Origin of the sequence: Pigmentiphaga soli (genome assembly GCF_039541095.1) — a bacterium.
GTDB classification, from domain to species: domain Bacteria; phylum Pseudomonadota; class Gammaproteobacteria; order Burkholderiales; family Burkholderiaceae_B; genus Pigmentiphaga; species Pigmentiphaga soli.
In genome coordinates this window covers 52,172-64,610 of the sequence record NZ_BAABFO010000004.1, presented here as the reverse complement: position 1 = coordinate 64,610, position 12,439 = coordinate 52,172, and the positions used below count along the sequence as shown (strand labels likewise).

Below are 12,439 nucleotides of genomic sequence, written 5' to 3'. Positions count from 1 at the left end.
GCTCAGGGGGCCTTGTTGAGGTTGTCGAAGTTCCGGCCTTGCGCCACCAGTCTTTCGAGCAGCGGCGAAGGCTTCCAGAAGCGGGCGTCTTCCTTGGCGAACAGGCGGATGTCGTCCAGGATCCTGTCCAGGCCCACCATGTCGGCGTACTTCATCGGGCCGCCGCGAAAGCGCGGGAAGCCGTAGCCCGCCAGGAAGGTGACGTCCACGTCCAGCGGGCGCAGGGCGATGCCCTCGTCCACCACATTGGCGCCCTCGTTGATCATGGCGGCCATGTAGCGGCGCATGATCTCGTCGGCGCCGAACTTGCGCGGCGCGATGCCCTTGCGCGCGCGTTCGGCGTCGACGATGGCCAGCACTTCCGGGTCGGGCTGGCCGATGCGCGCGCCTTCGGGGTAGAGGTAGTAGCCGCGCCCGGTCTTCTGCCCGAACCAGCCGCGTTCGCAGATGCGGTCGGCGATCTCGACGTAGCGCGCGTCGGGGTCGCGCGTGGCGGCCTTGCGCTTGCGCGCGGCCCAGCCGATGTCGCCGCCGGCCAGGTCCGCGACCTGGAACGGCCCCATGGGATAGCCGAAGGCGCGCACGGCTTCGTCGATCTCATAGGGCGAGGCGCCGTCTTCCATCATGTAGTCGGCGGCCTGGCGGTACACCGCCAGGATGCGGTTGCCGATGAAGCCGTCGCACACGCCGGCGCGCACCGGGATTTTCTTGAGCCGACGGGCCAGCGCGAAGGCGGTGGCGACCACGTCGGCGCCGGTCCTGGCGGGCACCACGATCTCCAGCAGCTTCATGATGTTGGCGGGGCTGAAGAAGTGCAGGCCGATGACGTCCTGCGGGCGGGAGGTGACGGCGGCGATGGCATCGATGTCGAGGTAGGACGTGTTGGTGGCCAGCACCGCGCCCTGCTTGCAGACGCGGTCCAGTTCCCTGAACACGGCCTGCTTGACGGCCATGTCCTCGAATACGGCCTCGATGACGAGGTCCGCGCCGGCGGCGTCTTCGTAGGAGGTGCTGCCGGCGTAGCGCGCCAGGATGGCGGCCTTGGCCTCGGGCGTCATGCGGCCCTTGGCGATCAGGCCGTCGTAGACCTTCTCGACGTTGGCGCGGCCGCGGGCGACGGATTCGGCGTCGCGCTCTATCATGGTGACCGGCAGGCCGGCATCGAGCGCCGCGACCGCGATGCCGGCGCCCATGGTGCCGCCGCCGATCACCGCGATCCGGTCGACGGCGCGCGGCTGGGCGGCCCGGGCTTCAGGGATCTTGGCGGTTTCGCGCTCGGCGAAGAAGGCGTGGACCAGGCCCGCGCGCTGCGGGCTGTCGAGACATTCCAGGAACCGTGCGCGTTCCGTTGCCAGGCCTTGGTCGAACGGCAGTTCGACTGCGGCGCGCACGCATTCGATGATCTTCAGCGGCGAGAACAGGCCGCGCGATTTCCTGGCGGTTTCGGCCTGCAAGGCATCGAGCTCGGCCAGCGCGGCGGCGCGGTCGGCGATGACGATATCGCTTATGCGGCGGGCGGGGGCATGGCTGTCCAACAGTTCGCCGGCATAGGCCAGGCCGGCGGCGACGGGGTCTTCACCCTCGGCCACGCGGTCGACCAGGCCGGCGGCCAGCGCGGCCCGGGCCGACAGCGGCTTGCCGTCCAGCATCAGCCGGGCGGCCGCCTTTGCGCCCATCAGCCGCGGTGCGCGCTGCGTGCCGCCCGCGCCGGGCAACAGACCCAGGTTGACTTCAGGCAATCCGAGCGTGGCGGCGGGCAGGGCCAGGCGGTAGTGCGCGGCGAGCGCGATCTCCAGCCCCCCGCCCAGCGCCGGCCCATGAATGGCGGCGACCACCGTCTTGACGCTGGCCTCGATGCGGTTGCAGACCTCGTGCAGAGGCGGCGGCATCGGCGGCTTGCCGAATTCGCGGATGTCGGCGCCGGCGATGAAGGCCTTGCCCCGGCCCACGATCAGCACGGCCCTGACGGCGGCGTCGGCGTCGGCCTGCCCGATGGCGGCCAGCAGGCCGCGGCGGACGTCCACGCCCAAGGCATTCACGGGAGGATGGTCGATGCTGACCACCAGCACGTCGCCCTCGCGGCGGGTCGCGACGGCGGAATGGGGGGCTGCGGACATGCGTGCGTCTCCGTTGTCGTCGGTGTCATGGCTCCGGCCCGGCCGGGCGCCGGGCGAGCTCGGTCGGATTTTGGCACCGACAATGGAGGTTTACAATTCAATGTCCTGTTGACATGCTGTCAAATAGAATTTTACGATCGCGCGTCAAAGCTCCCGGATGACGTCGAACTGCCGGGCATAGCCGCTCGCGTCGATCCGCGCTTCGATGATGGTGCTTTGGCCGCGGTCCGCCAGCGCCGCGGCGATTGCCTTCTTCAGCGCCTCGGGATTGTCCACCGTCACCCCGTGCATGCCGAAGGTGGCGGCCATCGCCTGGTAGTCGGGACGGGGGAAGTCCATGCCGCCCTTGGGAATGCCTTTGACCACCTGCTTGGACGAGATCAGGCTGTGCTCGTCGTCGGCGAAGATCACGAACACGATGTGCTGCCCCAGCTTCTTCACCGTCAGCAGGTCGGGCAGGCGCATCATGAACCCGGCGTCGCCGCACAGGCAGACGACCGGACGCTCCGGGTGCGCCATCTTGGCCCCGATGGCGGCCGGGATGCAGAACCCCATGGTGGCCAGGCCGTTGGACATGAGGAAATCGTAGGGGCGGTACGCTTCCCACAGCTCCACCACCAGCAGCTTGTTCGCCCCTACGTCGGTCACCATGATGGTGTCTTCGGGCACGGCCTCGCGCGTGGCCAGGATGACGGCGTTGGGCGTCATGCCGGCCACGTCGACGTCGATGGCGCGGATCACGTGCTGCTTGTACGCCGCCACCTCGTGCTCGGCCCAGCCGGACTTCGGCCGCCCGGCCGCCTGCGCCAGCCTTTCGGCGGCGTCCGCCAGCCCGCCCGAGAGCTCGATGTCGGAGCGGAAGGTCTGTTCGGTGTTTTCGACGCTGTCGAGCGAGACCACGAAGGTGTTCATCGACCACGGCCTGGGCAGCAGTTCCACCGGGTCGTAGCCCACGAAGAAGATGGTGTCGGCGCGGTCGAGCAGAGCTTGTTCGAGCTTGCCGCCCATGAACACGCCGGCGCACCACGGATCGTTGGCGGCGATCGCCCCCTTGGCCTTGGGCGAGGTCAGCACGGGCGCCTTGAGGGCGGCAGCCAGTTTCGCCAGAAGGCCGGGCGGCAGCGCGAGCGCCCCCAGGCCGGCCAGGATGAGCGGCGCCGAGCTGTTGGCCAGCCGCTGCGCCGCCCGGCGCAGGTCGGCCTCGTTCACCGTCGCGCCGGGCGCGTGGCCGTCGGCCTTTTTCAGCGCGTAGGCCTGCTGGCCGACCTGCTTGCCGGCCACGTTGCCCGGAATGTCGATGAATACCGGCCCCTGGCGCTCGGCCAGCGCGGTGCGCACGGCGCGCCGCAGGCCGACCATGAAGGTGTCTTCATGCAGCACGATCTGCGCCTTGGTGATCGGCTTCATGAACGCGAGATGGTCGAACTGCTGCCGCAGCGCCACTTCATGCACGCCGCCCGAATAGCGGTCCGCCAGCATCAGCACCGGCAGCCGGTCGAGGTAGGCGTGGGCGGCGCCGTTGGCCAGGTTGGCCACGCCGGGGCCGATGGCGCTGCACGCCACGCCGACGGTGCCCTTGAGCTGCCCGTACACGCCGGCGGCGATCACGGCGGTCGTTTCGTGCTGGGTCAGGACGAATTCGATGCCCGCCTTGGAGGCATGGCTGATCAGGTCCGCCGTCGGGCCGCCGCCGGCGATGCCGAAGATGCGATCGACGCCCGCTTCGTTCAGTGCCTCGAGAATCTGCGCGACTACTGGCCTTGAAGCCATGATTTCTCCTAGATTCGATGTACGCCGGAAGACCGGCCGGGTGGCAAGCCGGTCACTGCGCCCCGACGTAGCCGACGGCCTTGACGATCCTTGCCCAGCGCTCGGTATCGTCGCGAACCAGTTCGGCGAACGCCGACGGGCTCGAGGAGTCGGGGGTGAAGCCGATCTCCTCCAGCTTCTTGGCGACTTCGGGAGATTTTAGGGCCTTTGCCATCGCCGCGTTGATCGTGTCCAGCAACTCGGGCGGCGTGCGGGCGGGCGCGAACAGTCCGTACCAGGGAACGATCTCGAGTTCGGCCGAGCCCATTTCCCTGAATGTCGGTACGTGGGGGAAAGAGAGGGAACGGGTAGCGCCCGTGGTGCCCAGGACGCGCATCTTGCCGCTCTTCTGGTGAGGGACCACGGAGGCGGTCGAGAAGAACATTCCCTGCACGTCCCCGCGGAAGTTCCCCGTGACGATGTCGGCGGTGCTCTGGTAATGCACCGGCTCATACTTCAGGTGGTAGAGCGTCGCGAAATAGGCGGCCGCCAGGTCGGTGATGGAGCCCTTGCCGAAGTCTCCGAGGAAGAGGCTGCCCCGGCGGCGCGCCCACTCAAGGTACTCCTGAAAGGTCTTCACCGGCACATGTTCCGAGCTGACGGCGAAAGACAGGTCGGAGGTGGCGACGACCGTGACGGGCGCGAGTTCCTTGAGCACCGCGACCGGAAAATTGGGATTGGTGCTGGGCGGCAGGCTGATCTGCGAATTGACGGCAAGCAGCAGCGTATGGCCGTCAGGTGCGGCCCGGGCGACGTCCTGGGTCGCCAGCAGGCCGGCGGCGCCCGCTTTCGCGTCCACGATCAGGCTGGTTGCCCAGATCTGTTCCAGCTTCTGGGCCAGCACTCTGCCGATCAGGTCGGCGGCCGAGCCGGGGCCGAAGCCGATCACTATCCTGACGGGCTTGGTGGGATACCGGGTCTGGGCGTGCACGGGCGCACCGGCGAGGATGGCGGCCGATCCCAGCGCGATCAAGAGTTTCATGGCGACTTTCTCCCGGACGTCACTGCAGCGGGGGAATCCCCGCCTGCTTGACGGCGCGGGCCCAGAACCGGATTTCCGATTTGACGAAGCGATCGAGATCCTCCGGGCGGCTGCCGGGGCCGTCGAAGGTGAAACCGAGGGCCTTGATCCTATCCGCCACGTCCGGCATCTTCAGGGCATCGTTGATGGCGGCGTTCAGGCTGTCTACGATGGGGCGCGGCGTTCCGGCCGGCGCCCAGACTGCATTCCATGCCGTCATCGTGATGCCCGGATATCCGAGCTCGGCCATGGTCGGCACGTCCGGGAAGATCGAGGAGCGCCGGGCGGCGGTCACGCCCAGCGCGCGCATTCTCGCGCCGGTCAGGTAAGGCGCGGCCGTGCTCGTATCGAGGAAGGTGGTCGTCAGCGAGCCGCCCAGCAGGTCGTTGGCCGCGAGCGTGTTGCCCTTGTAGTTCACGCGTTCGAACTTCGTTCCGGCGAAAAGATTGAGCAGCTCCATGGCCACCGTCGTGGAGGCGTTGCCCGTGCCGTAGTTGGCCAGTTGCGGATTGGCCTTGGCGTAGCGGATCAGGTCCTGCAAGGTATGGAAACTGGACCCCTCCGGCACCACGAGGTAGTAGTGCACGGAAACCATGAACGCCACGGGCGCGAAGTCCTCGACGGGATCGTAGGGCAGGGACTTGAACAGGGCCAGGTTGGCCGGGTGGCTGGTGCTGCCGCCGGCAAGAAGCGTATAGCCGTCGGGCGCGGCCTTGCTGACGAGGCTGGTCCCGATGACGGCGTTGGCCCCCGGCCGGTTCTCCACGACGAACGGTTGTCCGAATCGTTGCGACAATTTCTCGGCCACCAGCCGCGCCACGACGTCGCTGCCCGAGCCCACGGCGAAGGGATTGACGATCCGGACCGGACGGTCCGGCCAGCGCGCGCCAGGCTGCGTGGCCCGGGTGATGGCGGGCGCCAGGGCGCACGCCAGTCCGGCGACCACCCCGTACATCAGGAAGCGCCGTTTCCTTCTTGGCATCATGTCGTCTCCCGTTGCGGCCTTGCCGCTTGAACTCGCACGAACCCGGACCAGAAGATGGGCAGCTGCGAGGCATCGATGGGATAGCTGCGGAGAAATGCCAGCCGCCCGTCCGAATCGATGCGGAAAATGTCGAACCCGCCGTGGACCTGATGCAGTTGCCCTGCCGTCTTCACCAGCGCGGAGGATTTGTTTGCCGCGATCAACAGGCGGCCCTCGGGATGTATGGAGAACGTGCGCGGGTGCAGGCCGCGCGTGGGCTCACGCTGGACCAGCGACGGCCGGCCATCGGCCGGGTCGATGGCGAAGACCAGGATCGCGTTCTCGCCGGGCACGCAGACAGGGACCGAATTTTCGAGCCGGACCGGATCGGAGCGCTCGGCGCCGTAGACATGGCGGCCGCCGGGGTGCACATGCACCGCTCCTGCCATCTGGCGCGGCCCTTTGCGGTCCGGCCGGGCAAGTGTCGGCACGGACCCGGCCGGCCGCTCGTCCAAGTCCTCGCCGCTCATCCGGAACAGCTGCAGCTGGTTCTGGCGTTCCAGGGACAGGTAGACCCAGGGATGCCGGGGATGGAAATCGAGGTGGCGCGGGCCGAACCCGTAGCCGCCGTCCGGCGCGATCGACCGTTCCGGGGTGAGCACGCCCTTTTCATAGCCGAATGTTTTCAGCGCTCCCGGTACTTCCGCATGGTCCGCGTCGGCGTCGTGGCCGCGGGTGACGAGTACCGCTCTTCGATTCGAGGGGAATACCCGGATCTGGTGCGCATAAGACCCGCAGTCGCGCACGTCGGGCTGCGCGACCTCCCGGCCGAGCGAGCCATCGGCGCGGATCTCGTGCACGCTCAGCGCGGACGGTTCGCTGTAGGCGATCAGGGCGTATTCCGACGGGATGTCGGTCGAGAGATGGATCGGCCGATGCCTCAATACGACCGGCGCGCCTTCCGGCGACAGCCGGCCCGAAGAAGGATCGATGCGCAATGCGCCGAGATGATGATTGCTGCCGCCGCATCCGCCCGCCGCGGGCGGCCCCCCGTCGCTCGATGCCACATACAGATGGGAGCCGGTCGCGTGCGGCCAGGCGTATTGGACGCTGCCGGGCAAGGTGATGCTTGCCTGGCGGCGCAGCTCGCCGCTGCCTTCGTCCACGTGAAAGCAGATCAGCTCCGCCCCGAGGCTGGCGTAGAAAAAGGTGGCGCCTGTCACGCCGTGCCGCCGGCGACGACGTCGGCCCCGATCTGCTCGACCCGCTGGCGGCCGACCTGGGCCATCGTGGTCGCCAGTTCCTGCTTGAAGGTGGCAAGCACCTTGCCGACGCCGGCCTGCCCGCCGGCGGCCAGGCCGTACAGCGCCGGCCGGCCGCTCATGACGGCGGAAGCCCCCAGGGCCAGGGCCCTGACGATGTCGCTGCCGCGCCGTACGCCGCTGTCGACGATGACCGTCGCCTTGCCGCGGACGGCGGCCACGATGTCGGGCAGCGCGTCGATGGTGGCGATGGTCCCGTCCAGGGTGCGTCCGCCGTGGCTGGACACCACCACCCCGTCGCAGCCGCAGGCCACCGCCTGCAGCGCGTCTTCCGGCCGCAGCACGCCCTTGACCATCAGTGTCTTGGGCCATCGCTTGCGGATTTCGCGGATGTCGGCCCAGGTGACGTTGTCGGCGATGCCGGGATGGCTTTCGTAGCTCGGCATGCCGCCGTTCGCGTAGTAGCGGCCGATGACGGACAGCAGCCAGCGCGGATGCATGCCCATGTCCGCGAGGGAACGCAGCGAACGGCGGAAGGGGAAGGTGAAGCCGTTGCGCTTGTTGAACTCCCGGATGGGCTGCACCGGGACGTCGAGCGTCACGATCAGGGCCTGGATGCCGGCCGCGCCGACCCTATCGATCAGTTCGAAGGAACGCTCGCGCTCGCGCCACAGGTACTGCTGGAACCAGAGCACGCCCCCGGCCTTGGCCATGTCTTCGATCGAAGACATCGAGCGCGTCGCCAGGGTGAATGGGATGTTGGCTTCCGCCGCCGCCCGCGCAAGGGCCAGTTCGCCGCCGTAGGAGACCAGCCCGGCGGCGCCCGTGGGCGCGATGGCCAGGGGAAGGTCGAGCCGGACACCGAACAGCGTGGTTGCCGTGGACAGCAGCGAAGCGTCCACGGCGACATTGGGCCGCAACCTCAGGCGGCGGAACGCGGCCACGTTGTTGCGGATCGCTTCGTCGTCCTCGGCCCCCCGGTCTATGAATTCGAATATGCCTTTCGGCAGGAATTCCGCCGCCCGCTTGCGAAAATCGTCGATGTTGTACAACCGGTCGAGTGAACGCATCATGCCCCCCCGATGCCCAGCGCCGCCCGGGTGAACGACGGGTCGAAGATCCGGTCGGCCATCACCTGGCATCGCTTCATCAGGCGGTATTCGCCGGGGCCGTAGTCGGCGATGGCGTTGTGCCAGGTACCGAGGTGGTCCCACAGCAGCACGTCGCCGACCGTCCAGTGGTGCACGTAGCGGTACTCGGGCTTCAGGATGTGCCGGTACAGGAAATCGAGCGTCGCCTCGCTCTCTTCCGGCGGCATGCCTTCGATATTCACGACGAAGTTTGGATTGACGTAGATCACCTTGCGGCCGGTGATGGGGTGCGTCAGGAATACCGGATGGGGCACCGGGGGGCGTTCGCGGCGCTGCTCCGGCGTGAGCGGCTTGCGCGGGCTTTTCTTGACGTTGATCAGCCATTCCCACGATTTGTTCAGGTCGTGGATCGCCGTGGCGTTCGCCAGCCGCAGCTTGATTTCGTCGGGCAGATCGGCATAGGCCGCCTGTGTGTTGGCGAACTCCGTGCCGCCGAGCGGCCTGCCGTCGCGCGTCGGGACGGCGTAGGCGACCAGCACGTTGACGAAGCCCACTTCCGATTCCCGGTTGTAAGTCATGTCGGTATGCCAGAACTGTCCGGCATCGGGAGTGCCGATCGGCTTGCCGTTCTCGACGACGTTGGACAGGATCGTCACTTCCGGCATGCCCGGTTCGGTGGCCGGCGAGGCGCTCAGCACCTGCAGCTTGCCGAAGCGCGACGCGAAGGCGGCCAGTTCGGCGGCGCTCAGCAGCTGGCCGGGCGCGCACAGCACGCCGTACTCGCCCAGCGCCCTCAACAGGACGGCGAAGTCGTGGCCGCTCAGGGGCTGGCGCAGATTCACGCCGGTGACGGTTGCTCCGAGCGTGGCGCCGCCCGGCTTGATCTCGATCATGCTGCCTCCATGGTTGCGCAGGGTTGGCCGGCTGGCGCGGACCGGCCCTTCATAGCCGATACGGCGCGCTTGCGGGCCGGGAGCCGATCCGGCATCTCAATGCCCCCAGTTTGGAAACGCGCAGCTCCACTTCATCGCCGGGATCGAGCGTGCGGTCCAGGTCCAGCGCCGAGCCCCTGGGGTAGCAGCCGCCGCTGATCACCTGCCCGGGATGGACGGTCTGGCCCAGCGATAGATAGGAAAGCATTTCGGCGAAGTCCCATACCATGCCGAGCGTGTCTGCGGCCGATACCTCTTCGCCGTTGATGTGCAGCGAGACGCGCAGCGAACGGACGTCGCCCACCTCGTCGGGCGTGACCAGCCAGGGTCCCATGACATTGCCGCCGTCGAAGTCCTTGCCCTTCGACGGGCCCCGGCCGGCCTTCTTCTCGATCAGCTGGATCTCGCGCGCGCTGGCGTCGTTGAGGATGCTGTAGCCGGCGATCGCGCGCCCGGCCTGGTCGCGGTCGAGATTCTTGCCACCCGTGCCGACGATGCAGACCAGTTCGCATTCGACGTCGAGCGAGTTGGCGTAGGGCGGGAATTCGAGCACCGCGCCCGGTCCGGCGACCGAGTCGGGATTGCCTTTCCAGTAGGGCTTGACGCGTGCGTCCGGCGCATTGGGCGTGACGTGGAAGCCCTTGGCCGCCGCGGTGACCGAATGCTCGGGCCACACGCTGAAGTTGGCCAGCCCGGCGGGGCGCGGCACCGGCGCCAGCAGGCGGACCTCCGCTTCGCCATAGCGGGTGCGCCGTCCGCCGCCGGTCGACTCGGCGCCGCCGGCAAGGACGTGTTCGACCGCCTCGGCCACCCACGCCATGGTGTCGCCGCCGCTGCCGATCAGCGCGATCATGTCGGGCGGCACCTGCGCCTCGCCCACCCGCTGCGCCGCGGCCGGCGCAAGGCGGCGTTCCAGCAGCGCGCTGCGCGCGGCCGCCGCGTCGACGATGCCCGCCGGCGTCCGCACGCCTACCCGCCGCGCCGGCCCGAGCGGCGTGGCGACCTCGAAAGTGCATAGCTTCATCGTGTCACCTCAGTTTTCACCGTGCCTCGCACAATCCACCCCGCACGACCCCTGCGCCATCCAGGACGCCGGATCCGGCTGCGCCGGTCCGCCAGCGTCGCCCCCTGGGGCCGCGCGAAGCGCGCAGGGGGGCTAATCCGTTGGGATGTCGGAGCGCGCCACGATGTCTTTCCACATCTTCAGGTCGCGTTGCAGGAAGGCCTGGAATTCGGCGGGGTCCATCAGGCCGTTCTCCTGGCCGTCGGCCGTATACGACTTCACGATGCCGGGATCGGCCATCGCCTCGCGCAGCGCGCCGAACAGGCGGTCGCGGATGGCGGCCGGCAGGCCGGCCGGCCCCAGCAGGCCCGACCAGCCCTGGACCACGGCCGACGGCACGCCCTGTTCCACCACCGTGGGCACCTCGGGCGCCAGCGGGTGCCGTTTCGGCGAGGTCACGGCCAGGGCCTTGATCCGCCCGTCCTTGATGTACGGCACCAGCGCGGCGGTGTAGATCATCATCGGGATCTGCCCGGCCAGCAGGTCGGTGATGGCCTGCGTCACGTTGTTGTACGGCACGTGGACCACGTTGGCGCCGGCCAGTTTCAGCGCCTCGCCCGCCAGGTGGTTGGAACTGCCCTGGCCGCCGCTGCCGAAGCTCAGTCCGCCGGGAACGGTCTTCGAATAGGCCATCAGCTCGCGCAGGCTGTTGGCCGGCACCTTGGGGTTGACCACCACGAAATTGGTGGTGGTGAAGATCCGCCCGATCGGCGTGAAATCCTTGATCGGATCGTAGGGCAGGCTCTTGGGCTTGAGGGCCGCCGCCAGCGATTGCGAAGAGACCGCGGTCAGCATGACGGTGTAGCCGTCGGGCGCCGCCTGCGCGGTCATCGCGGCGCCGATCTGGCCCACCGCGCCGGGCCGGTTTTCCACCACCAGCGATTGCCCGAGCGTGGCCGCCATGCGCGCGGTCAGGCGGCGCGCCGTGATGTCGGTGGACGAGCCGGCGGCGAACGGCACGATCACGCGGATTGGCCGCTCGGGATAGCCGGCCGCGGCCGGCTGCGCCGCGCCGGCGCCCGCGTGCGGCAGCAGGGCGGCCGCCAATGCCGCCGCGATTCTCGCGCCCGTCCAGGCGCGTGTGAGCAAGCCATGTCCCAGCATAGGAGTCTCCTCGTGGCCGAGCGGCGTTGCCGCTGCGGCCGGTGGCGTGGATCTACTCGGGCTTGATGCCCGCCGCGTCCAGGATCCGCGTGTATTTTTCGAACTCGCGCTTGATGAACGCGGTGCATTCCTCGGGCGAGGCGCTGGCGGCCAGTTCGACGCCCTGGCTGGCGAACTGGGCCCGCAGCTCGGGGCTGGCGACCGCCTTGGCGATCTCCGACTGCAGGCGCCGCAGGATGGCCGGCGGCACCCCGGCCGGCGCCATGACCGCGTTGAACACCACCAGTTCATAGCCGGGCATCCCGCTTTCGGCCACGGTCGGAACGTCCTGCAGGTTGGCGGCCCGCTTGGCGCTGGTGACCGCGATGGCCTTGACCTTGCCGGTGCGGATATAGGGCAGCGAGGTGCTGATCGTGTCCGGCACGAAGCCGATGTGGCCGCCGAGCAGGTCGTTGACCGCCATGGCGTTGCCCTTGTAGGGCACGTGCGACATCCTGATCCCGGCCTGCAGGTTGAACAGCGCCATCGCCATGTGCGAATTGGAGCCGGTGCCGGCCGAACCGTAGGTCAGCTCGCCGGGCCGCTTGCGGGCGAGGTCGATCAGGTCTTGCACCGTTTCCACCCGCATCGACGGATGCGCCAGGATCACCAGCGGCAGCGACGCGACCACGCTGACGCCGGTGAAGTCCTTGACCGGGTCGTAGGCGGCGGCCTTGACGGTGCCGGGCGCGGTCACGAAGGTGTTCGACACCGACAGCAGGGTATAGCCGTCGGCCGCTTCCTTGGCCACGTAGGCAGTGCCGACCAGGCCGCTGGCGCTGGGGCGGTTCTCGACGATGAAGGGCTGCTCCATCTGCTCGGACAGCTTCTGCGCGACGGCCCGTATCACGAGGTCCTGGTTGCCGCCCGCGGCCACGGGGACGACGATTCTTACCGGCCGCTCCGGATATTGCCCGGCACGGGCCGGCGCGGCGACGCAGCAGGTCCATGCCAGCGCGGCGCAGAGCATCGCCCGCGCGGCGGCACTGCCGCCGGGGCCTCGGGTGGGAAGGGGGGCCATGTCTCTCCATCCTTTC

The 12,439-nt window shown here is 68.7% G+C and carries 10 protein-coding genes; all 10 read right to left on the bottom strand.

Annotated features, from left to right (window positions below; translation table 11 throughout):
• Positions 1–2: 2 nt before the first annotated feature.
• Entirely contained in the window at positions 3–2,117 is a 2,115-nt protein-coding gene (locus ABD927_RS05230) for a 3-hydroxyacyl-CoA dehydrogenase NAD-binding domain-containing protein (RefSeq protein ID WP_345247045.1), read from the bottom strand.
• A 144-nt stretch (positions 2,118–2,261) separates the two neighbouring features.
• Positions 2,262–3,887, bottom strand: coding sequence for a thiamine pyrophosphate-binding protein (locus ABD927_RS05225; protein ID WP_345247043.1), 1,626 nt, complete (start codon positions 3,885–3,887; stop codon positions 2,262–2,264).
• A 52-nt stretch (positions 3,888–3,939) separates the two neighbouring features.
• Positions 3,940–4,908 carry a Bug family tripartite tricarboxylate transporter substrate binding protein gene (locus ABD927_RS05220; RefSeq protein ID WP_345247041.1) on the bottom strand — a complete coding sequence of 323 codons (969 nt, stop codon included), beginning with the start codon at positions 4,906–4,908 and terminating at the stop codon, positions 3,940–3,942.
• Between the two features lie 19 nt (positions 4,909–4,927).
• Positions 4,928–5,932 carry a Bug family tripartite tricarboxylate transporter substrate binding protein gene (locus tag ABD927_RS05215; protein WP_345247039.1) on the bottom strand — a complete coding sequence of 335 codons (1,005 nt, stop codon included), beginning with the start codon at positions 5,930–5,932 and terminating at the stop codon, positions 4,928–4,930.
• Positions 5,929–7,134, bottom strand: coding sequence for a lactonase family protein (locus tag ABD927_RS05210; RefSeq protein ID WP_345247037.1), 1,206 nt, complete (start codon positions 7,132–7,134; stop codon positions 5,929–5,931). The genes ABD927_RS05215 and ABD927_RS05210 overlap by 4 nt, the downstream gene beginning before the upstream one ends.
• The gene (locus tag ABD927_RS05205) at positions 7,131–8,246 is read right to left on the bottom strand and encodes an alpha-hydroxy acid oxidase (RefSeq protein WP_345247035.1); all 1,116 of its coding nucleotides are present in this window, start codon (positions 8,244–8,246) and stop codon (positions 7,131–7,133) included. Before ABD927_RS05205 ends, ABD927_RS05210 begins: the two co-directional genes overlap by 4 nt.
• The gene (locus ABD927_RS05200; protein ID WP_345247033.1) at positions 8,243–9,157 is read right to left on the bottom strand and encodes a TauD/TfdA dioxygenase family protein; all 915 of its coding nucleotides are present in this window, start codon (positions 9,155–9,157) and stop codon (positions 8,243–8,245) included. Before ABD927_RS05200 ends, ABD927_RS05205 begins: the two co-directional genes overlap by 4 nt.
• A 49-nt stretch (positions 9,158–9,206) precedes the next feature.
• A complete protein-coding gene (locus ABD927_RS05195; RefSeq protein WP_345247031.1) occupies positions 9,207–10,220 on the bottom strand; it encodes a fumarylacetoacetate hydrolase family protein in 1,014 nt (337 codons plus the stop codon).
• A 132-nt stretch (positions 10,221–10,352) separates the two neighbouring features.
• Positions 10,353–11,363: a Bug family tripartite tricarboxylate transporter substrate binding protein gene (locus ABD927_RS05190; protein ID WP_345247029.1), complete on the bottom strand. Its 1,011-nt coding sequence runs from the start codon at positions 11,361–11,363 to the stop codon at positions 10,353–10,355.
• Between the two features lie 52 nt (positions 11,364–11,415).
• Entirely contained in the window at positions 11,416–12,423 is a 1,008-nt protein-coding gene (locus ABD927_RS05185) for a Bug family tripartite tricarboxylate transporter substrate binding protein (protein ID WP_345247027.1), read from the bottom strand.
• Between the last annotated feature and the right edge of the window lie 16 nt (positions 12,424–12,439).